We start from the raw sequence: 20,468 nt of genomic DNA, 5'->3' as shown, positions 1-20,468 counted from the left end.
TTTCTGAAAAGTGAACACTAAGCGGGAAAGTCAAGTCTGGTTCAGCGCTTAATTAACGACTCGTGATCGACCCCGTAAAGTTGTAAACAAGATGCTTTTGTATCCCACCCATGATGGTAACTTAGCCCTCAATTACCACTAAATGGCTAACTATAGGGAGTCCATCATGGCTACATTCAAGTTCTATATTCCTGCAATCAACCTGATGGGTGCCGGTTGTCTGCAAGAGGCCGCCGCCGATATCAAGGGTTACGGCTATCGCAAAGCGTTGATCGTTACCGACAAGATCCTCAACCAGATCGGCGTGGTCGCCAAGCTCACCACCCTGCTGGCTGAACATGGTATTGAAAGCGTGGTTTTCGATGAAACCAAGCCGAACCCCACCATGACCAACGTCGAGTCGGGTCTGGCGATGATCAAGGCCAACGGCTGCGACTGCGTCATCTCGCTGGGCGGCGGCTCGCCCCATGACTGCGCCAAGGGCATCGCGCTGGTTGCCGCCAACGGTGGCAGCATCAAGGATTACGAAGGGGTGGATCGCTCCGCCAAGCCGCAACTGCCGCTCATCGCCATCAACACCACCGCCGGTACCGCCTCCGAGATGACCCGCTTCTGCATCATCACCGACGAAGCGCGCCACGTGAAAATGGCCATCATCGACAAGCACGTTACCCCGCTGATGTCGGTCAACGACCCCGAGCTGATGCTGGCCAAGCCGGCCGGTCTGACCGCCGCCACCGGTATGGATGCCCTGACCCACGCCATCGAGGCCTATGTCTCCATCATCGCCACTCCGGTGACCGATGCCAGCGCCGTGATGGCCATCGAGCTGGTTGCCAAGCACCTGCGCACCGCCGTCAACCACGGCGATGATCTGCACGCCCGCGAGCAGATGGCCTATGCCCAGTTCCTGGCCGGCATGGCCTTCAACAACGCAAGCCTGGGTTACGTACACGCCATGGCGCACCAGCTGGGCGGTTTCTACGATCTGCCCCACGGTGTCTGCAACGCCGTACTGCTGCCCCACGTTCAGACCTACAACGCCCAGGTGAGCGCTGCCCGTCTGAAAGAGGTGGCCCGCTACATGGGTGTGGACGTGAGCGCCATGAACGATGAGCAAGGCGCCGCCGCCGCCATTGCCGCCATCAAGCAGCTGGCGCTGGATGTGAAGATCCCGGCCGGTCTGGAGCAGCTGGGCGTCAAGGCAGATGACTTCGATACCCTAGCCAGCAACGCCCTGAAAGATGCCTGCGGCTTCACCAACCCGAAACAGGCGAGCCACGAAGAGATCGTCGCCATCTTCCGCGCAGCGATGTAATGGTTGCGTGATTGCCGATAAGGGTCGCACTGCGGCCCTTTTTATTGGCTGATGGATCAATGGCTTTTTACTTCCGTGGAGGGAGTCGGTATGATTTGCCGAGCCAAAAAGACTGTATGGATGATCTGAACTCGATATGCGGATGAAACACCTGATTGCCGCGGCTTTGACCGCCCTCACCCTCTCCGGTTGCAGCCTGGTCTATCGCATTGATATTCCCCAGGGCAACTATGTGGAACAAAAACAGGTCGACAAACTGCGCCAGGGGATGACCCGCGAGCAGGTCAGCTATGTGCTGGGCAGCCCCATGCTGCGCGACGGCTTTGACCCCAACAGCTGGTACTACCTCTATGAATTCCAGCCGGGCCACGGCGACAAGGAGCGTAAAGAGCTCACCGTCACCTTCGCCAATGAGAGGCTCACCACGGTGACGGGTGACTTCCCGCTGCCAGCGGCCTTCAATACCCCGCTCTGATATCCCGCAAAACCGGCCTCGCGCCGGTTTTGTTTTATCCAGCCCCCACGCTATATATCCTGCCCGTTATCTTGTCAGACGATGCGATGTCATCTCCCCCCATTGCAGCGGATCGCAAATTGACTGATGCTGATGAGCAGCCACCATGGCATCAACACCATCGAATGACACAGGGAGAATCCCCATGAGCCGGATCCTGATTGCCGGAGCCAGCGGTCTTATCGGCCGCGAACTGCTGCAGCAACTGCCTGCCGAACATGAACTGACCCTGCTCTGTCGCAAGCCAGGCAAGGAGGCCCACCACTGGCTGCCGGTCAATTTTGATGATCTGGCCAGCGTCACCCTCTCCCGCCCGGTCGACATCGCCTTCTGTGCCCTCGGCACCACCCGCAAGGAGGCGGGCTCTGCCGAGGCGTTTCGTCGGGTCGACCTTGACTATGTGCTCGCCTTTGCCGAGCTGGCCCGTCGCCACGGTTGTCAGCGGCTGATCGTGGTCTCGAGCATGGGCGCCAGCGCAGGCTCACCGGCCCTCTATCCGCGTACCAAGGGGGAGATGGAGCAGGCCCTGCTGGCCCAATCCTGGCCGCGACTCGCCATCGTGCGGCCAACCATGTTGCTGGGGGATCGCCAGCCACCGCGCCGCTCTGAGCAGATCTTTCAGGCTATCTACCCGCTGTTTCGGCCGCTGCTGGTGGGCAAGCTCGCCCGCTGGCGCGCCATCGAGGCCCAGCAGGTGGCCCACGCCATGATCGCCCTCTCGAAACTGCCCGCCGGGTGCGAGATTGTCGAGAACGAGCAGTTGCTGGCCCTCTGAACCCGGCCTTTTCCACCGCTTTCCCACCGTCAGCACCACAGCCGTAAAAACAAAGGGCAAGCCAGCTGGCTTGCCCTTTGTTTATCTTGTTGGCGTGATACCCCCAACCACCACAGGCCACTATTAGCCGCGTTCGGCAGTCAGGGCGACCGCCATCAACCGCGAATATGGTCGATAAAGGCGTCGATCTGCTCGCGGGTGCAGGCGGGGTTCATAAAGACTGCCTTCTCCCCGGCGATGTAGGAGTACTTGCCGCGGGAGTCATAGTCGGAGTGAGCTACCGCCTCCACCCAGTTGGTGTAGAGCCCTACCTTGCCGCGCCCCTTGAACTGGCTACGGTGGTAGTCGGTGTTGCGCTGCAAGCGGGACTTGTAGGCAGGATCGCTGGAGCGGGCCAGCTCGAAGGCGAACTCGGCCTCCGGGTCGCTCACCCACTCGGGGTTGTAGATCTTGAAGCCGACGCTCGGCCCCTGATTCTCCTGCGCCACCAGCTTGACGTTGCCGAGCTGGCTTAACCGGAAGCGGAAGTAGTTGGCATTTTGCAGGCAGTGGGCCAGCACGGTGCGATAACCCTCCACCCCCATATAGTTGAGGGCGGCATAGGCGCCGAACAGACCGCTCGCGCCACGGGAGCACTCGATGGTGGATTGCAGGTGGGTCTGGCCCTGAATGTCCCGCTCAAAGTAGGAGAAGTTCTCCGGGTCATTCTCCATCGCCTTGAGGTCATCCTGCTCCTTGATCATCACCAGACTGGAGGTGTAGGGCACATAGCCCCACTTCTGGAAGTCGACAGTGAAGGAGTCGGCATATTTCAGCTCGGCAAAGCGTGCCACGTTGCGCTCGATCCCCGCCAGAGTCGCGCTGTTGATGGCAAGAGGGTTGGCGGCAAAATCGTAATCCAAAAAGAAGATCATCGACCAGCCGATGGCGGCGTCGACGTGGATGTGCGGTTTGACCGCCACCTCGAACTGCTCGCAGAGGCGATTGCGCAGCTCGAACACCGGCTTGACCTGATCCACCCCGAAGGTGTCGGTGGTGCCCATGGTGAGCATGATGGTGGGTACCACGTGCTTCAGGGCGAAGCAGGCGGTCAGGGTGCGCTCGAGGTGGTCAAGATCGATGTCATTGTTCTCGCCGACCTGAATCCGGATGGTCTTGTTCTCGATATCGACCCCAAGCAGGGAGAGGTTGGTGATGTTGGAGTAGTGACCGCCCTGGGAGTTGATGATGCGGTAATCCTGATAGTGGCCGAGCCCCTTGTGCTTGGCCTCGGGCAAGCTTTTGCGAATGCCGAGCAGGTAGCCGTAGAGGTTACAGAAGGTCCCCCCCTGGGTGAAGATGCCGGTGGCCCGCTCGGGGTCATAACCCGCCAGCAACGCTATCTGGCGCACTACTTTCTTCTCAAGCTCCTCGGCCACCCCGGCATATTCGGAGTAGACCAGATTGGGGTTGGCCAGAATGCCCAGCTGGGCGCCGTAGATGGCGGGATCCGCCGACATGGTGATGACGTTCTCGACGCTGGAGGGGTTCTCCCAATCCTTCGACAGGGCAGCGGCAAACAGCAGCTCGGCCATCGGCTCGCCCGGGGTGCGCATGGTGGCGGGCACCGGCATGGTCTCGCAGAGATCGGCAAGGCGTGCGCGGCCATCTGGCCAGGCGTTCAGGCGGGCATCCGGTGCCAGGCCACGGGCACGAAATTCGTTGAGGGTGGCAAATCCGGGTTCGCGAAAAACGGGCCAGAGATCGGGATTGCGCGAGAAAAAATTGGCTTTGACTGTGGCGAAACGGGCGGAAAAATCGGGGTGGACGGCATTGACGCTTTCGTCTTTCAGATAAACTAAGTCACTCATTTTTATACCATTAGTACAGCAAATGTGCGGCCGTTATACCCCTGTACCAGAGGGGCCGACAGCGACAATATCTAATGGTCTACCCTACTTTTTGTCATGTATCAGCCATGACAAGGGCTGGCAAAAAGGCGCCTTTGAGGCGCCTCTTTATATTTCGTGATCTTGCTCCCATCCTAGCTGACAGAGCCCTTACTACCAGACCGCCATCAGCGCAGCACCACCCTCAACGCAGGGAGGCCAACAGCCACTCGGCAAACTCCGCCAGCTCGCACTGCTGCTGCGGGAAGGCCGCCAGCCAGGGCTGCAGGCGAGCGGCAACGGCGTCCGGCCGATAGCCGCAACCCGCCAGCTCGGCCGCCAGCAGATCAAACGGAGCTGGCTCCAGGGTATCGCTGAACAGCTGCGCCCGGGTGATGGCCCCTTTCTCCACATCAAAGTGCAGCTCCACCCCGCCCCAGCTGAACCGCTCCTCCAGCAGATGGCTGAAAGCCGGGGCATGGCCGTAGTTCCACTCCCAGCTGAGCTGGCGGGCGAAGGTCTCGGCAAAGCCCGGCAGATCCGGCATCTGCGCGGGGGAGATATGCTCGGGCTCAACTCGCGCGCCGTAATGGTGGAAGAACGCCTCGGCAAGCGCCTCGCCCACCTGTTGATGGTCGATCCCCGGCAGCAGTTCGCACAGATTGGCCACTCGGCCGCGCACCGAGGTGATCCCCTTGGCCGCCAGCTTCTTAGGGTCGGGGTTGAGGTAGTTGGCCAGACGGCCGAGATCGGCATCCAGCAGCAGGGTGCCGTGGTGAAACCCGCGATCCAGGGTCTCCCTGTAGGCGGAGCCCGATACCTTGCGCTCCCCGTCCGGGGTGGCGACCAGCAGATCGTTGCGACCGGAGGCAAACGCCTCTATCCCCAACCGCTTGAGCCCGTCCAGCACAATGGCGGTGGAGATGCTCTTGTCATACTCCGGCTTGCCCGCCATGAAGGTAAAGCAGCTGTTGCCAAGGTCGTGGAACACGGCACCGCCACCACTGCTGCGGCGCGCCAGGGTCACGCCATCCTCCTCCATCCGGCGGGTATTGCACTCCTTCCACGGATTCTGGGCGCGGCCGATCACCACGGTATTGGCGTTGCGCCAAAGGAACAGCACCCGCTGGCCGGGGTCCATCTGGCGGAAGATGCACTCCTCGACGGCCAGATTGAACAGGGGATCGTGAGAGTCGGAGACAAGCAGACGCAAACGGGACATAAAAGGACCTTATCCGGAACAGGGAGCAGCATGATAACACTGACGGAGGCTATCACTGACCCGTTGCAGATTAACCGGTGCGCAGCAGCTGCGACACATTTGCGTCACACCTGACCGCCCCGTAAAAGTATCTATTGATATAACGACACAGCTTGACGTGCAACCACAGGAAAAATGCAGTTAAGCCACAATGGCAACGATAAAAACGGAACAAAATGGCTAGAATGCGACCACTTCGATAGGCCATATGACTCTCTTATTGGTCACATAACTTGCAAAAAAACGGCATGTATCCATCCCGTGTGATGAACGACACAAAAATGATTTTCTATACCTCCAATTCCCCATTACGAACGCCTTTTTCCCTTTGCAGGTTACCAAAAATTGCTTGAACCCAGCTTTGACACCCCCTCCCCAGAGAAGAGTTGTATGACGGCACACGCAGCCCCCCGCCAGCGCCTCAGCTGGTTTTTGCCACTGCTGGTCGGTATGGTCATCGCCACCCTGACCTCTCCCCCCGTGCGAGCCAGCGAGCAGGTCATCGTCCAGTTGCCGTGGCAACACCAGTTCCAGTTTGCCGGTTACTACGCGGCCATCGCCAAGGGATTTTATCGGGAGGCCGGTCTGCAGGTCACCCTGCGAGAAGCGGACTCCCGCACCGATGTGGTCAGCGAGGTGATCTCGGGAAAGGCCCATTTTGGTATCAGCGGCAGTGATCTGCTGCTGGATCGGGCTGCCGGTCGTCCGGTGGTGGTGCTCGCCGCCGTGCTGCAGCACTCGCCGCTGGTCCTGCTCACCCTGGATCGGCCAGATATTCGCAACCCGGCCGATTTGGCCAACAAGCGGCTGATGCTGGAGGCGGGCTCCAACGAGCTGCTGACCTACCTCACCCACCAGACCCGCAGCCGCGACTGGGTCACTCTCCCCTACAAGCAGGGGGTGCAGGCACTGCTGGCTGGCGAGGTGGATGCCATCAGCGCCTATAGCTCCACCGAGCCCTTCAATCTGCAGCAAAAAGGGATCCCCTATCGGGTCTTCAGTCCGCGCACCATCGACTTCGACTTTTACGGCGACAACCTGTTTACCTCCGAGCGGGAGCTGATCACCCGACAGGATCGGGTCTACGCCTTCCAGCAGGCCAGCCTCAAGGGGTGGCGCTATGCGATGGACAACCCCGAAGAGATGATCAACCTGATCATGGAGCAGTACCCGAGCGGTGCTGGCCGTGAACAGCTGGAGTTCGAGGCCCGCGAGACCAGAGAGCTGATGCAGCCGGATCTTATCGAACCGGGTTACATGCAGCAGGAGCGTTGGCTGCAGATCGCCAAAACCTATCTGGAGGCGGGCCTGCTCACGGTATTGCCCAACCTCGACCGCTTTATCTACGACCCGGCGCAGGAGCGGCTGCGCCAGCAACGGCAGCTGCTCGACAAGAGCGTGGCGGTGGCCATGCTCATCACCTTTACCCTGATGACCCTGCTCGGCATCTTCTTGCACCTCTATCTGCGCCTGCGTCAGGAGGCGCGGGATCGCCAGCGGCTGACCCGTGAACTGGCCCAGAGCGAGCAGCACTACCGCTTCGTGGCGGAAAACAGCGCCGATGTGATCTGGACCATGGATGCCGCCAGTTTGCGCTTTCGCTATGTCAGCCCGGCCATCGCCCCCCTGAGCGGCTACGAAGCGCCCGAGCTGTTTGCCCTGCCCCTCAAACAGCTACTACCAGAGGCCTCAAGGCAACTGCTGCGCGAGGAGATCTCCGCCACCCTGGAGGCCTGGCAGCGGGGTGAGCACGACCAGACCCGCCGGGTCATTCGCACCCAGCTGCGCCACAAGGATGGCCATCTGGTGGCGACCGAGACCATCACCACCCTCCATGGCAACCACCAGGCCCAACCGGAGTCGATCCTCGGGGTTACCCGGGATATCACCGAGCGGGCGGCGCGGGAGGAGATGATGCGTCGCCTCGCCTTCTACGACCCCCTCACCGGGCTGCCCAATCGCCGCTTGCTGCAGCAACGGCTCAAGGAGCTGCTGGAGCAGGAAGCGCCCCGTCCGCTGGCATTGATGTTTATCGATCTCGATCACTTCAAGCCGATCAACGACACCTTCGGCCATGAGACCGGGGATATTCTGCTCAATCTGGTGGCCGAGCGGATGAGCCACTGCGTGCGCAAACAGGATCTGGTGGCGCGGCTGGGGGGCGACGAGTTCGTCATTTTGCTGCCGGAGAGCGGCGATGAAGTGCTGGCGGTGGCCGACAAGCTGCACCAGCAGCTGCGCCATCCGTTCCAGCTGGAGGGGCAGGAGCTGCTCATCTCCAGCAGTATCGGGCTGGCGCTCTATCCCGAGCACGGGGAGGATGCCAAGACCCTGATGCACCACGCCGATCAGGCCATGTATCAGGCGAAAAATCGCGGCCGCGGCCGGGTCTGCCTCTTTACCGCAGGCCTTGATCCTGCGCAGGGCGCCCTGCTGTGGCAACCCGGCCACGAGTGCGGTCACCCGCGCATCGATGCCGAGCATCGCCAGTTGTTCGTGCTGACCAACCGGCTGCTGGAGCGGATGAAAGATCAGCACGACAACCCGGCCCCGTTTCTGGAGAGTCTGGAGAGCCTGTTCGAGATGGCCCGTCATCACTTCGCCTTTGAAGAGCAGATGCTGGCGGAGTTCGACTATCGGGAGCTCGTCAGCCACCATCAGGATCACCAGCGCCTGCTCAACAAGGCGGACCAGCTGCTGCACGCCGCCAAAGCGGGGACACTGGGCAACGACGAACTGCTCAACTTCATCATTCAGGAGCTGGTGGTCGGCCACATGAGTCAAGCAGATCGCCGCTACTTCCCCTTGTTCAGGCCAGAGCGCAACGTATCAGTCCCGGAAGTGGTCGCCTAGTCCCCCTGTTCAGACCCGAGCGCAGCTTGCCGATCGCAGAGATCGGTCGCCTAATCCCCGCGCAGGGCAACCACGGGGTCGAGACGCACCGCCCGCAACGCGGGGGCGACCCCGGCCAGCAGACCGACCAGGGCGCTGCAACCGAGCGCCAGCAACAGATAGAGAGGATGGAGGGTGAGCGGCAACCCAGCCGCCAGCAATGCGAACAGCAGCTTGAGCACCCCGAGCAGGGCCAGCCCCATGGCCCCACCCAACAGTGCCAGCACCACGGCTTCCAGCAGGAACAACAGCAGGATGCGGCGCCGTGGGCAGCCCAGCGCCATCAGCAAGCCCACTTCGGGGATCCGCTCCTGCTGGGCGATGCTCATGATGCTGAAGATGCCGACCGCCCCGATCAGCAGCGAGATAATACCGAGCCCACCAACCGCCAGCTTGATGATGGAGAGGATCTTGTCGAGGCTGGTCAGCATGTCCTGCTGGGAGGTGAGGGTGAAATCCTCGGCGCCGTGGCGGGCGATCAACACTCGCCGGATCTGGGCGGTGATCTCGGCCTCCGTCTGCCCGGCGCGATAGATAACATCGATCTCCTGCAACCCCTCCTTGTTGAACAGCGCCTGAGCGTGGGCGGCGGGCAGATAGATCATGTCGTCCAGATCAAAGCCGAGAAATTGCCCTTTGGGGGCCAGCACCCCGGCCACCCGAAAACGGCGATCACCGGCCCGCAGCAGGCTCCCCGGCCCATCGCCGCCGGGGAACAGCTCAGCCGCCACCTTGGAGCCCAGCACCGCATAGGCACGAGGCATGGCACTGTCATCTGCGGGCAGAAAACGCCCCTGCACCAGGGTGAGTCGCCAGCCGGAGAGCGCCGCCGAACCTGTGCCCAGAATGGCGGTGCTGCGAGTCAGTCCACGGCTGCGCACCTCCCCCTGCCCCTGCACCACAGGGAGCGCAGCTTCGATACCCGGCAATCTGGCAAGGGCGTCGGCATCCTCCAGCAGCAGGGGACGGCTGCTGGAGAGGATGCCGGGCGGGCCACCGGCGGTTTCGGTCTTGCCCGGGGTCACGGCGATCAAGCGGGTGCCGAATTGGGAGAAACTGTCGAGCAGATAGAGCCTGAGCCCCTCGCCAATACCGGTGAGCAGGGTCACCGAGGCGATCCCGATGGCGATGCCCAGCGCCGACAGCAAGCTGCGACTGCGTCCTGCCAGCAAGGCGCGCCACAACCAGAACAGCAGATCAGCGAGGCGCATCAGCCACCACTCCATTGCCCGCTGCGCAGGCTGCTGACCGGATCTTGTCTTGCCGCCCGGGAAGCGGGCAGCCAGCTAAAAAACAGCCCGGTCAGCAGGGCCGCCGGTATGGTGCAGAGGGTCGCGAGCAGAGGGACCGCCACCGGAAAACTGGGCCAGATCAGCGCGGCAAGGGCCACCAGGGCATAACCCAGGGCCGTGCCAAACAGTGCGCCACTGCCGCTCAGCAGCAGTGCCTCCCACAAAAACAGCTGGCGGATCTGGCGACTGTCGGCCCCCAGCGCCTTGAGCAGGCCGATCTCGCCAGTGCGCTGGCGGGTGCTGATCAGCGCCAGATTCATCATCATGATGCCTGAGACCAGCAGGCTGATGGCACCGATGCCGGCAACCGCCAGGGTGAGGGTCGAGAGAATGGTGGAGAAGGTGGCCAGCATGGCGTCGCGCCTTACCAGAGTCACATCGAGCACCCCGTGGCGCGCCTGCATCAGCTGCTCCAGTCGCTTGACCAGCGGGGGCACAGCTTGCCCCGCCAGCGGCTGGATCAGCAGCCGAAACAGCCCCTCGGTATTGAACAGCCGCATGGCGCTGCCAACCGGGATCAGCGCGGCTTCAGCCATGTCCATCCCCAGATTGCTGCTCTGGCTGGTGAAGACCCCCACCACACGAAAGCGACGATTGTCAAAACGCAGCCACTGGCCGACCGGATCGGCCTGACCAAACAGCTCCCGGGCCACCACGGCCCCGAGCAGGACGACCGGTCGATCCTCTGCGGCATCCCCCGGTAGCCAGCGGCCGGAGAGCAGTTCCAGCCCGTGGGTATCGCGCAACCCGTTGCTGCTGCCAAGCAGCATGGTCTGGCGCAGCCGCGCCCCCTGTTTGGCCTCGGCAAAGCCCATCACCAGTGGCACCAGCCGCACCTTGGGCTGATGCTGGCCAAGATAGTGCATGTCATCGAGGGTGATCTGCCGCAGGCTGTTGCCGGTGACCGGCGGCAGCCCACCGGTGGTCTCCTTGCGGCCGGGGAACATCACCAGCAGATCCTTGCCAAGGGAGCTGAACTGGTCGGCCACATAGCGTCTCGCCCCCTCCCCCAACGCGGTGAGCAGCAGCACTGAGGTGACGCTCAGACTCACCGCCAGGATCAGCACCAGCGCCCGTGAACGCTGACGCAGCAGGGCCACGGCGGCAAAGCGGATAACATCGGGCCGCCGCATTCAGCCCCCGCCGCTATCAGTATTGATATGGCCATCGTTCATCAGGATCCGCCTGCCCGCCCGCTCACCGAGGCGCGGGTCGTGAGTCACCACCACCAGCGTGATCCCCTGCTCCCGGTTGAGCCCCTCCAGCAGGGTAATCACCTCCTCCCCGGAGCGGGAGTCGAGATTGCCGGTGGGCTCGTCGGCCAGGATCAGCCGCGGCGCCATCGCCATGGCCCGAGCGATGGCCACCCGCTGACGCTGACCGCCGGAGAGCTCGGCAGGGCGGTGTCCGGCCCGGTTCTCCAGCCCCAGCTCCCCCAGCAGTCGTTGGCTGCGACGATGGCGCTCGGCGGGGGCGATCCCGCACAGCATCAGCGGCAGCTCGACGTTTTCACGGGCGGTGAGGCGGGAGATCAGGTGAAACGACTGGAACACGAAACCGATGCGATGGCCGCGCAGCTGGGCCAGCGCCGGTTCTGACAGGGTGGCGGTGTCCTCTCCCCCCAGCCAGTAGCGCCCCTCATCGGGCCGATCCAGCAGCCCCAGCACATTGAGCAGGGTCGATTTGCCGGAGCCCGAGGGGCCCATCACCGCCAGATACTCCCCCTCGGCAACCCGCAGGGATACGCGGTCGAGGGCGGCCACCTCGCTTCCCCCCAGAGTGAAACGACGGCTGACGGCCTCGAGGCGAATGAGATCACTCATCCGGCTGCTCCGTGGCGGCGCTGAAAGGGCCCTCCCCGACAATCTGTCCGGGCTGAGCTGCCAGCCGATCACCGGCGGCGAGCCCCTCGGCGACTTCAATCCAGTTCCAGTTCTCCACGCCCCAGCGGGGCACCACCCGCACCAGCTTATCCCCTTCCAGCCGCAGCACGCTGCCATCGTCGGCCCGGCTGCTGGCCGCTACCCGCAACACATCGGTGGCGCGGGTCACCTCGACCTCAAGGTCGGCACTGTAGCCGATAAGCAGGGGCACGTCAGTGGGCAGGGCAGTGAGCGATGCCTCCACCTCGACGGTGCGGGCCTGCTTCTCCAGCTCCTTCACATAGGGGGCGATGCGGGTCACGGTGGCGGCAAAATCGCGGCCGGGCATGGCGTCGAGCAGTACCCGGGCAGACTGGCCCACCTTGAGGCGAGCGGCATCCACTTCATCGATGGGGGCAGAGACATAGAGGCAGTTATCGTCGATAAGATCGATAACGGGGGGCATGGCCACTCCGGGCGGTGAGGGGGTCATGTATTCGCCCAGCTTGCTGTTGACCTCCGCCACCACACCGGCAAACGGCGCCTGCAGGCGGCGCTCGCTCAAGCGGGCCTCCACCTGAGCGACCTGCGCCTCGTTGACCCGCTCCTGCTGACGGGATGCCTGACAGATATAGCGGCGGGTATCGGCCAGATTCTGGGCCTGCTCGGCGAGGGTGCGGGAGGTAAGGTTTTTGGCCAGCAAGGTGGCCAGCCGGTTGGCCTCCCGCTCGTAGTAGGCCGCCTCGCTGCAACGCTCCTCGCGCTGGGTCTTGCCAAGGGCTTGCTGGGCACGGGCACGATCGAGATCGGCGCGGATATCATCACTCCAGAGGGTCAGCAGCAGATCTCCCTGCGCTACCCGCTCCCCGGCCTTGACGGCGATCTGCTCCACCACGCCGCCACCGGGCAGACTGAGCCCGGCTCGCTGACAGGATTTGATGGTGCCAGCCCGGGTGTTGACCACGGTGACCAGCACATCCCCCCGCCCGACCTCGGCCAGCCTGATCGGCGTCGGCTGCGGTCGCCACCACCATGCCAGAGCAGCCACCGCTACCACGGCGCCACTTCCCCACCACAGCCAACCTTTCTTCATCGCGCATCCTTTCGCTAGTGACTCCCGTCATGAGCGTCGGGAGAGCAGGGCATAGTAGAGCAAGGGTATCACTACCAGAGTGAGCAGTGTGGAGACCAGGATCCCGAAAATCAGACTGATGGCCAGTCCGTTGAAGATGGGATCATCGAGGATAAACAGGGCCCCGATCATCGCCGCCAACGCCGTCAGCATGATGGGTTTGGCCCGCACCTGCGCCGCTTCGATCACTGCCTGCTCGAACACCACTCCGGCGCTGCGCTGCTGCTCGATAAAGTCCACCAGCAGGATGCTGTTGCGTACGATGATCCCGGCCAGGGCGATCATCCCGATCATCGAGGTGGCGGTAAACTGAGCCCCCAGCAGGGCGTGGCCCGGCATCACCCCGATGAGGGTGAGCGGAATGGGGGCCATGATGATGAGCGGCACCAGATAGGAGCGGAACTGGGCCACCACCAGCAGGTAGATGAGGATCATCCCCACCCCGTAGGCGATGCCCATGTCGCGGAAGGTTTCGTAGGTAATCTTCCACTCCCCGTCCCACAACAGCGCCACCTCCCCCAGCTTGTCGGGCTGCTGCACGTAATATTGGGGCAGGTCGATCTCAGCACCGGCGGCAAACATGCCGTAGAGCGGGCTGTCGGTATGGCCACCCATGTCGGCCACCACCATCACCATGGGCTGCATGTTCTTGTGCATGATATAGCTGGGGGCCACCTCATCACGGCGACTCACCAGCTCGGAGACCCGCACCAACTGGCCGCTCTGGCTGCGCACCTTGAGGGCCAGTACGCCCGCCAGATCCCGTTTGTCACCGGGAGCCAGTTCGATGCGGATCGGCACCGGATACTTGGCGCCGTGCCCCTGCAGCCAGCTGGCATCCTGATAACCCACCCCGCCATTGAGGGTGCTCACCAGAACCCCGAGATCGACCCCGAGCAGGGCCGCCTTGCTGCGATCCACCTCCAGCCGCCACTTGGGCTGCGGGTCGGTCAGATAGATGTCGACATCCACCAGATCCGCGGTGGCCACAAAACGGGCCTGTACGGCGCGCGCCGCCGCTTCGCGGGCGGCAGGCGTCGGGCCATACACTTCCGCGACTATGGGTGACCAGACCGGCGGGCCGGGGGGCACCTCCACCACCTTGAGGTTGCCCCCTGCCGCACTGGCGATGGCCTGCAGCGGCGCCCGCACCGATTGGGCAATTTGGTGGCTGCTGCGATGGCGCTCATGCTTGTCCACCAGATTGACCTGAATATCCCCCACATTGGCGCCGCTGCGGATAAAGTAGTGGCGCACCAACCCGTTGAAGTTGATGGGGGCGGCGGTACCTGCATAGATCTGGTAATCCTTCACCTCCTCCACCTTGGCAAGCTCCCTCCCGACCGCCAGCAGGGTGCGCTCGGTCTGCTCCAGAGTTGCCCCCTCTGGCATATCAAGCACCAGCTGAAATTCCGACTTGTTGTCAAAGGGGAGCATTTTGAGCACCACCCACTGCACCACCGGCATGGCGGCAGCCGCCCCGACCAGTAGCAACACCACCAGCCAGAGTTTGCGTCTGGCGCGCTTGGCGCCATCACCGATCAGAAAAGGGGTCATCAGCCGGTGAAAGAGGCCAGCCTTGGCCTCGCCGTGGGCACCGTGCACCTCCCCCTTGAGCAAATGGCTCGCCAGCCAGGGGGAGAAGATAAAGGCCACCAGCAGGGAGATGAGCATCCCCATGCTGGCATTGATGGGGATGGGGCTCATGTAGGGGCCCATCAGGCCACTGACAAAGGCCATCGGCAGCAGGGCCGCGATCACGGTCAGGGTCGCCAGTATGGTCGGCCCCCCCACCTCGTCCACCGCCCCCGGAATCAGATCCTTGAGCGGCCCCTTGCCCAAACCGCGATGGCGGTGGATGTTCTCCACCACCACGATGGCGTCATCCACCAGAATGCCGATGGAGAAGATCAGCGCAAACAACGACACCCGGTTGAGGGTAAAGCCCCAGGCCCAGCTGGCAAACAGGGTCAGAGCCAGGGTGATGACGATGGCAACGCCCACTACCAGCGCCTCGCGCCAGCCCATGCTCACCAGCACCAGCAGCACCACCGCCGTGGTGGCAAAAATCAGCTTGCCAATGAGGGTGTTGGATTTGGTCTCGGCGGTGACGCCGTAGTCCCGGGTCACCGTCACCTCGACCCCGGCAGGGATCAGCCGGTTCTGCAAACTCTCGACCCGCGCCTCCACCCGCTTGGCCACATCGACCGCGTTCTGACCGGGCTGCTTGCCGATGGCCAGCGTCACCGCCGGATAGCTGCGATCCCCCTGCCCCATCCAACTGCGCTTGGTCGGGGTCTCCTGACCCAGAGAGACCCTGGCCACCTCCCCCAGATAGACCGGCTTGCCGTCGTGCAGCCCCACCACCAGCTCGCGGGCCTCCTGCTCGCTTTGCAGGAACTGCCCCACCTGTACCTTGATCTCACTGTTGTCCTGCTCGATGGCCTGTGTCGGGCCCAGCTGATTGGCGGCCGAAAGGCGCTGACTCAGCTCGCCCCAGCTGATGCCGTGGGCGCTGAGGGCCGCCGGATCCGGCATCACCTGCAGCACGGCGCTCTGACTGCCCAGCGTGTAGATATCGCGGGTACCGGGAATGCGCTTGAGTTCGGTCTCCAGCTCATGGGCGACCCGGGTCAGCTCGGGTGCCCCCAGTTGCTTGATCCCCTCTTTACTCCATAAGGTCAAACTGACGATGGGGACATCATCGATCCCCCGGGGTTTCACCAGCGGCTGACCGACTCCAATCCCCTGTGGCAACCAGTCGCGGTTGGAGTCGAGCTGGTTGTTGAGATCGACGATGGCCTGCTCGCGGCTCACCCCCACCTTGAACACCACCACCAGCAGGGCGCCATCGGGTTGGGAAAAAGAGTAGAGGGTATCAATTCCCTTTATCTGGGAGACCACCTGCTCGGCAGGGGTGGTAACGAGAGAGGCCACTTCAGCCGGAGTGGCTCCCGGGAAGGGGATATAGACATCGGCGAAGGTAACATCGATCTGCGGCTCCTCCTCCTTGGGGGTCACCAGCACAGCAAACAGACCGAGCAGCAGCCCCACCAGCGCCAGCAGCGGAGTGATGGCCGAGCCCTGAAACAGCGCCGCCAGCCGACCGGCAGGTCCCAGCCTCTCCCTGTTGCCGTTCAGCTCGCTACTCATGGGCCACCTCCTGCTGCTGCGCCCAGGCATCGGGGGCCAGCTTGTCACCGGCTTGCAGCCCGGCCAGGATCTCGCACAGCCCCTCGAGGCAGTGACCGACCCGCACCGGCGTCAGGGCCCTGCCAGCGGGCTGCTGCAGATAGACGCCGTTGAACTCCCCTTGCCGCAGCAGGGCGCGATCCGGCACCTGCAACACCTGACGTGCACCCTGTTTGAGCTGCACCTTGAGCCACATACCGGGCAATACCCCGGCAGTTTGCGGCGGCAAATCGAGGCGCAACCTGAAGGCATGGCTCTGGCTGTCGGCATAGTTGAAGCGGGTCAATTTGACCGGGGTGACAGACTTGCCATCGGGCAGCAGCACCTGCACATCCGCAGGCTCACGAGCGAGCGTCAGGGCAGATTGGGGCAACTCCGCCTCCACCCGCAAGGTGTCTAGAGAGAAGCCGGAGAGCAGCGGGGTACCGGGGGCGACTGTCTCCCCCAGCTCTACCAGCCGTTTGGTCACCACTCCGGCGTAAGGGGCCAGAATGCGGGTATAACCGTAGGCCTCGCGGGCCTGAGTGAGAGCCGCATCGGCAGCGTTCACCTCGGCGCGGGCGGCGCGATCAGTCGCCTGGGCATTATCGAGCTGGGCGCGGGTGATCACCCCCTTGGCAATCAGCGCCTGAAAGCGGGCGAGCTGGCGCTCGGCTTCCACTTGCTGAGCCTGCGCCCGCGCCAGCCGCGCCTCGGCACCCGTGACGGCGGCAAACTGCTCCTTGCCGCTGATCTCCAGCAGCGGTTGCCCCGCCTGCACCTGATCGTTCACATCCACCAACATACGAGAGACCCGGCCGCTGGTCTGGGCCGCCACCGTCCCCTGATTGATGGCAGTGACGGTGCCATCCAGCGTCAGCCAGTCGGTCACCGGCTGTGGCGATACTGTCAGCAAGGACTCTGTCAGCGAAACAACAGTCAGCGGGGCCACCGGCTCCCCTTGTGCGGCCAGGGCCTGGGTGGATGTCATGGCCTGCGATGTCATCACCAACAAGGTGAGCCCCAGCAACCGGATCTTTTCCATCATCACTCTCCTTCCCTGGCATCATCAGTCACTTCGCGGGATCAGGCGGTATGGGACTGGCGCACCTTATCCTTTCCCCGAGCCAGCACCTTGGCCAGCCCTCTGTCAAACAGCAAGATCCCGGCCACCATGGCCGCGATAAACAACATTATCATGGGCTGCCCGCTGGAAATGAGACTCAGAGCTGGCCCCGGGCAGATGCCCACCAGCCCCCAGCCGATGCCAAACAGCGCGGCCCCGCCGATCAGCCGGCGATCCAGCTTGGGGTCCGGTACGGCGGCGATGGGCTCACCCAGCACGCTATGGCGACGGGATTTCACCAGCAGAACATAACCCGGCATAAAGACCAGCAGGGCGCCCCCCATCACGAAGGCGAGGCTGGGATCCCAGGCCCCGGCCAGATCGAGAAAACCGGTGACCCGGGCGGGATCCACCATGCCGGAGATGGCCATCCCCAGTCCAAACAACAGGCCCGCAAACAAACTTGTCAGCAACTTCATGGCGATCAGCCCCTTACAGCAGATGATGAGTGACGAAGACGGTGATAAAGCCTGCCGCCATAAAGGTCAGGGTGGCGACGATGGAGCGCCGGGAGAGCCGCCCCATGCCGCAGATGCCGTGGCCGCTGGTGCAGCCATTGCCAAGACGGGTACCGATGCCGACCAGCAGACCGGCCAGCAGTACTACCGGCCAGCCGGGCAGGGTAGTGAATGCAGGCATGGTGGCCCAACCCAGGGTCAGCGCCAGCCAGGCGCCCGCCCCGAGCCCCAGCAGAAACAGCACCCGCCACGGCGCGCGGTGTTGCAAGGCACCGGCCAGAATGCCGCTGATCCCGGCCACCCGGCCGTTGAACAACATCAGGATCAGGGCCGACAGCCCCGCCAGCATGCCGCCGCCCAAAGAGAGCAGCCATTGGCTTTCCATCATCAAGATTCCTTATTTTCTGAGTGACAAAAATGGGTTTGCAGCGCCCCCAGCACATCGGCGGCCGCCTCGCTCACCAGCGAGTAGTAGATCTGCTGGGAGACCTTGCGCGAACGGATAAGGCCCTGGCGCTTCAATACCGAAAGTTGCTGGGAGAAGGCCGACTGCCCCAGCTGGCTGTGGGCCAGCAGCTCTCCGACCCCCTTCTCCCCCTCCACTAGCTGGCAGAGCACCATCAGGCGTTCGGGATGAGCCAACGCCTTGAGCAGGGAGGCGGCAGCTGTCGCATGTCTGTTCATCTGGTCGAATTGGCTCATAAGAGTAAATTAGCAATTGCTGATATTTGTTTTATTGTATAAAACAACGCTAAATTAGCAATACCTAAAGTAGATAGGGAGATAGTCATGACTGTAGATAACGGAGTCAGAATCGTCGCGGGCTGCATGTTGCTGCTCTCGCTGATCCTTACCACCTGGGTTCATCCGGGCTTTGTCTGGTTAAGCGCCTTTGTCGGGGTCAACCTGATCCAGAGTGCGTTCACCGGTTTCTGCCCGGCTGCAATGATCCTCAAACGGATGGGACTGAAATAACCGGGTCAGCTTTTAGCGGCTTGATGCGGCAAAACGGGGCTTTCGATTATGTTTCAAGATGTTGCTGCGGGTGGCGCGGGGTTTACCCTGCCTGCCGCCTCGGCTATCATTCGAGCCTCTTATCAATAGCGGAGACCATCAGTGGGCAACTCATCAAGTGACAGTTGTAGACCGGCCCTGTCAGCCGGTACCAAGGTCGCGAGCTAGCCGCAGGTCTTTCTCTGCCGCATGCTCGCAGCCCTGCGAGAAGCGGAAATCCACTCCCCTCTTCTCTTTTTACACTTGACGTCTGGTGACCATTGGCCAAAAGCCATGGCCGTCATGCCTGCATAGTTTCTGCTTCCCACAAGGAGGCTGCTATGCGCTTTATCTCAATCAAACCGGCTGCGGATCCCACGGTCGCAACAGGTTCCGTTGCTACCCGGGCTCACCCTCTGCTGAGCAAGCTCGGCCGTGGCATGCTGCCACGCTGGCTGGGCGGCAAACAGCGCCAGCACCACTACCGGCTGCAGATCCGCTGCGAGGATCGCGCCGATATGGAGCAGGTGCTGGATATGGTGAACCACACCCTGCAACCGGCGGGGCTGCAACCGATGCAATCGATAAAGCCGGGTCGCAGCGGCGGGCGTGAGCTGGTGCTCAACCTGCAGTGCACCCCGCCCCAGCGCCGCTATCTGGTGCAGTTTGTTCATCAGGTCGGGGTGGCACATCCGGTGCGCTGGCAACTGCGCCCGCGCATCGACTGCGATCCCGAGTTCAACTGACCGCACACCTGCGTTAACCACAGTGAAAGGGGCCAGCCACGCTGGCCCCCTGTCGTGAGCGACAGCTTGCACCGCGGCGGATCGGGTCACCGATCCGCCGTTCATGTTCGCGCCTCTGCTCGGCTCGCACCCCAGGAGCCCGAGTGCGGGCGCGCAGTGTTGTTTTTCTGCTGGCCATCCGCGCAATCATCCCCTGATCCATCCGCCACCCAGCGTGTCATCATGGATGGCGCCAAGCCAGCCCTTATCAGAAGGAGTACGCCATGAAGATGTGGCAACAAATTGACATGATCTCCCTGCTCGACACTCTGGCCAGCCTGCTGCTCGCCTTTGTGCTCGGCAGTCTGGTCGGGCTGGAGCGCCAGTACCGCCAACGTACCGCGGGCCTGCGCACCAACGTGCTGGTCGCCGTGGGGGCCGCCCTGTTCGTCAGTCTGGCCCAGCGCATCTATGACCTGCACGGCGGCAACTACAACGTGGTCCATGTGGTGGCCTATATCGTCTCCGGCATCGGTTTTCTCGGCGCAGGTGTCATCATGCGCGAGTCGGGCAATATCCGCGGCATCAACACCGCCGCCACCCTCTGGGGCGTGGCCGCCGTCGGCGCCGCCTGTGGCGCCGGGCTGGCCATGGAGGCGATTCTGGGGGCCCTGTTCGTGCTGGCAGCCAACACCCTGCTGCGCCCGCTGGTCAATCAGATCAATCGTCGTCCAGTGGACAATACCGACACCGAAGTGACCTACAAGGTGACGGCGCTGACCCAGCGCGAGCATCAAAAGGAGGTGCTGCACTGGCTCGAGGAGATGCTGGAACAGGCCAACTATCCCATGAGTGAGCTCGATATCGAGCCGTTCGGTGCGGGGGATCTGGAGATCTCGGCAGTGCTGCTCGCCACCTCCATTAATGGCGACGAGCTGGATGCCCTGATGCAAAAACTGGCCATCCACCCCCATATCAAGCAGGTGTTCTGGCGGACCAGTACCACCGATTGATCTCTCGGTCAGAGGAACGGCACCATCGGCCAACAGCAAAAAGCCCCGCCAGCAATGGCGGGGCTTTC

General features: G+C 62.8%; 18 protein-coding genes. 7 read left to right on the top strand and 11 right to left on the bottom strand.

All coding sequences use genetic code 11. From position 1 onward, the window contains the following. Positions 1 to 166: 166 nt before the first annotated feature. The 3 genes from yiaY to BN1135_RS02785 all read left to right on the top strand — a co-directional run bounded on the left by yiaY (position 167) and on the right by BN1135_RS02785 (position 2,607). On the top strand, positions 167 to 1,318 hold the full coding sequence (gene yiaY, locus BN1135_RS02795; RefSeq protein WP_042018689.1) for an L-threonine dehydrogenase: 1,152 nt from the start codon (positions 167 to 169) through the stop codon (positions 1,316 to 1,318). Positions 1,319 to 1,454: 136 nt separating this feature from the next. After that, the gene (gene bamE / locus BN1135_RS02790) at positions 1,455 to 1,793 is read left to right on the top strand and encodes an outer membrane protein assembly factor BamE (protein WP_042018688.1); all 339 of its coding nucleotides are present in this window, start codon (positions 1,455 to 1,457) and stop codon (positions 1,791 to 1,793) included. A gap of 184 nt (positions 1,794 to 1,977) precedes the next feature. Continuing rightward, positions 1,978 to 2,607 (top strand): NAD(P)H-binding protein, encoded by a 630-nt coding sequence (locus BN1135_RS02785; RefSeq protein ID WP_042018686.1) that lies wholly within the window; start codon positions 1,978 to 1,980, stop codon positions 2,605 to 2,607. Between the two features lie 155 nt (positions 2,608 to 2,762). Here the strand turns inward: BN1135_RS02785 and BN1135_RS02780 are convergent, their stop codons facing one another. After that, positions 2,763 to 4,457, bottom strand: a complete 1,695-nt coding sequence (locus tag BN1135_RS02780; protein WP_042018685.1) for a pyridoxal phosphate-dependent decarboxylase family protein — start codon at positions 4,455 to 4,457, stop codon at positions 2,763 to 2,765. A 223-nt stretch (positions 4,458 to 4,680) separates the two neighbouring features. Then, positions 4,681 to 5,697, bottom strand: a complete 1,017-nt coding sequence (locus tag BN1135_RS02775) for a lipoate--protein ligase (RefSeq protein ID WP_042018684.1) — start codon at positions 5,695 to 5,697, stop codon at positions 4,681 to 4,683. A gap of 429 nt (positions 5,698 to 6,126) precedes the next feature. Between BN1135_RS02775 and BN1135_RS02770 the strand changes: the two genes are divergently transcribed. Next, positions 6,127 to 8,589, top strand: coding sequence for a diguanylate cyclase domain-containing protein (locus BN1135_RS02770; protein ID WP_042018683.1), 2,463 nt, complete (start codon positions 6,127 to 6,129; stop codon positions 8,587 to 8,589). Between the two features lie 50 nt (positions 8,590 to 8,639). Here the strand turns inward: BN1135_RS02770 and BN1135_RS02765 are convergent, their stop codons facing one another. Genes BN1135_RS02765 through BN1135_RS02725 form a run of 9 tightly spaced genes read right to left on the bottom strand, consistent with a single transcriptional unit; the run spans position 8,640 to position 18,371 of the window. Beyond that, entirely contained in the window at positions 8,640 to 9,839 is a 1,200-nt protein-coding gene (locus BN1135_RS02765) for an ABC transporter permease (RefSeq protein ID WP_042018682.1), read from the bottom strand. Then, a complete protein-coding gene (locus tag BN1135_RS02760; RefSeq protein WP_042018681.1) occupies positions 9,839 to 11,053 on the bottom strand; it encodes an ABC transporter permease in 1,215 nt (404 codons plus the stop codon). Before BN1135_RS02760 ends, BN1135_RS02765 begins: the two co-directional genes overlap by 1 nt. After that, positions 11,054 to 11,743, bottom strand: coding sequence for an ABC transporter ATP-binding protein (locus BN1135_RS02755; protein WP_042018680.1), 690 nt, complete (start codon positions 11,741 to 11,743; stop codon positions 11,054 to 11,056). It abuts the gene before it with no gap. Then, a complete protein-coding gene (locus BN1135_RS02750) occupies positions 11,736 to 12,875 on the bottom strand; it encodes an efflux RND transporter periplasmic adaptor subunit (protein WP_042018679.1) in 1,140 nt (379 codons plus the stop codon). The genes BN1135_RS02755 and BN1135_RS02750 overlap by 8 nt, the downstream gene beginning before the upstream one ends. Before the next feature lie 27 nt (positions 12,876 to 12,902). Continuing rightward, complete coding sequence (locus BN1135_RS02745; RefSeq protein ID WP_042018678.1) at positions 12,903 to 16,067, bottom strand: efflux RND transporter permease subunit; 3,165 nt, start codon at positions 16,065 to 16,067, stop codon at positions 12,903 to 12,905. Continuing rightward, positions 16,060 to 17,130 (bottom strand): efflux RND transporter periplasmic adaptor subunit, encoded by a 1,071-nt coding sequence (locus tag BN1135_RS02740; RefSeq protein WP_042018676.1) that lies wholly within the window; start codon positions 17,128 to 17,130, stop codon positions 16,060 to 16,062. Before BN1135_RS02740 ends, BN1135_RS02745 begins: the two co-directional genes overlap by 8 nt. A 41-nt stretch (positions 17,131 to 17,171) precedes the next feature. Continuing rightward, positions 17,172 to 17,630, bottom strand: a complete 459-nt coding sequence (locus tag BN1135_RS02735) for a YeeE/YedE family protein (RefSeq protein WP_042018674.1) — start codon at positions 17,628 to 17,630, stop codon at positions 17,172 to 17,174. A 13-nt stretch (positions 17,631 to 17,643) separates the two neighbouring features. Beyond that, positions 17,644 to 18,057, bottom strand: a complete 414-nt coding sequence (locus BN1135_RS02730) for a YeeE/YedE family protein (RefSeq protein WP_042018672.1) — start codon at positions 18,055 to 18,057, stop codon at positions 17,644 to 17,646. Continuing rightward, complete coding sequence (locus BN1135_RS02725) at positions 18,057 to 18,371, bottom strand: ArsR/SmtB family transcription factor (protein WP_033136591.1); 315 nt, start codon at positions 18,369 to 18,371, stop codon at positions 18,057 to 18,059. Before BN1135_RS02725 ends, BN1135_RS02730 begins: the two co-directional genes overlap by 1 nt. A gap of 87 nt (positions 18,372 to 18,458) precedes the next feature. Here BN1135_RS02725 and BN1135_RS02720 point away from each other — a divergent pair, with 87 nt between their 5' ends. From BN1135_RS02720 to BN1135_RS02710, 3 genes are all read left to right on the top strand, one after another. After that, on the top strand, positions 18,459 to 18,644 hold the full coding sequence (locus tag BN1135_RS02720) for a YgaP family membrane protein (protein ID WP_033136592.1): 186 nt from the start codon (positions 18,459 to 18,461) through the stop codon (positions 18,642 to 18,644). Positions 18,645 to 19,003: 359 nt separating this feature from the next. Continuing rightward, complete coding sequence (locus tag BN1135_RS02715) at positions 19,004 to 19,408, top strand: hypothetical protein (RefSeq protein WP_042018670.1); 405 nt, start codon at positions 19,004 to 19,006, stop codon at positions 19,406 to 19,408. A 263-nt stretch (positions 19,409 to 19,671) separates the two neighbouring features. After that, complete coding sequence (locus tag BN1135_RS02710; RefSeq protein WP_042018669.1) at positions 19,672 to 20,400, top strand: MgtC/SapB family protein; 729 nt, start codon at positions 19,672 to 19,674, stop codon at positions 20,398 to 20,400. The last annotated feature ends 68 nt before the right edge of the window (positions 20,401 to 20,468 follow it).

Origin of the sequence: Aeromonas sobria (assembly GCF_000820145.1) — a bacterium.
In the GTDB taxonomy this organism is placed as follows: Bacteria; Pseudomonadota; Gammaproteobacteria; order Enterobacterales; family Aeromonadaceae; genus Aeromonas; species Aeromonas sobria.
This window is presented reverse-complemented; position numbering and strand designations above follow the sequence as displayed.

Coding starts and splice junctions, on each gene's coding strand:
- yiaY (WP_042018689.1), top strand. CDS start 167: ATGGCTACATTCAAGTTCTATATTCCTGCAATCAACCTGATGGGTGCC.
- bamE (WP_042018688.1), top strand. CDS start 1,455: ATGCGGATGAAACACCTGATTGCCGCGGCTTTGACCGCCCTCACCCTC.
- BN1135_RS02785 (WP_042018686.1), top strand. CDS start 1,978: ATGAGCCGGATCCTGATTGCCGGAGCCAGCGGTCTTATCGGCCGCGAA.
- BN1135_RS02780 (WP_042018685.1), bottom strand. CDS start 4,457: ATGAGTGACTTAGTTTATCTGAAAGACGAAAGCGTCAATGCCGTCCAC.
- BN1135_RS02775 (WP_042018684.1), bottom strand. CDS start 5,697: ATGTCCCGTTTGCGTCTGCTTGTCTCCGACTCTCACGATCCCCTGTTC.
- BN1135_RS02770 (WP_042018683.1), top strand. CDS start 6,127: ATGACGGCACACGCAGCCCCCCGCCAGCGCCTCAGCTGGTTTTTGCCA.
- BN1135_RS02765 (WP_042018682.1), bottom strand. CDS start 9,839: ATGCGCCTCGCTGATCTGCTGTTCTGGTTGTGGCGCGCCTTGCTGGCA.
- BN1135_RS02760 (WP_042018681.1), bottom strand. CDS start 11,053: ATGCGGCGGCCCGATGTTATCCGCTTTGCCGCCGTGGCCCTGCTGCGT.
- BN1135_RS02755 (WP_042018680.1), bottom strand. CDS start 11,743: ATGAGTGATCTCATTCGCCTCGAGGCCGTCAGCCGTCGTTTCACTCTG.
- BN1135_RS02750 (WP_042018679.1), bottom strand. CDS start 12,875: ATGAAGAAAGGTTGGCTGTGGTGGGGAAGTGGCGCCGTGGTAGCGGTG.
- BN1135_RS02745 (WP_042018678.1), bottom strand. CDS start 16,067: ATGAGTAGCGAGCTGAACGGCAACAGGGAGAGGCTGGGACCTGCCGGT.
- BN1135_RS02740 (WP_042018676.1), bottom strand. CDS start 17,130: ATGGAAAAGATCCGGTTGCTGGGGCTCACCTTGTTGGTGATGACATCG.
- BN1135_RS02735 (WP_042018674.1), bottom strand. CDS start 17,630: ATGAAGTTGCTGACAAGTTTGTTTGCGGGCCTGTTGTTTGGACTGGGG.
- BN1135_RS02730 (WP_042018672.1), bottom strand. CDS start 18,057: ATGATGGAAAGCCAATGGCTGCTCTCTTTGGGCGGCGGCATGCTGGCG.
- BN1135_RS02725 (WP_033136591.1), bottom strand. CDS start 18,371: ATGAGCCAATTCGACCAGATGAACAGACATGCGACAGCTGCCGCCTCC.
- BN1135_RS02720 (WP_033136592.1), top strand. CDS start 18,459: ATGACTGTAGATAACGGAGTCAGAATCGTCGCGGGCTGCATGTTGCTG.
- BN1135_RS02715 (WP_042018670.1), top strand. CDS start 19,004: ATGCGCTTTATCTCAATCAAACCGGCTGCGGATCCCACGGTCGCAACA.
- BN1135_RS02710 (WP_042018669.1), top strand. CDS start 19,672: ATGAAGATGTGGCAACAAATTGACATGATCTCCCTGCTCGACACTCTG.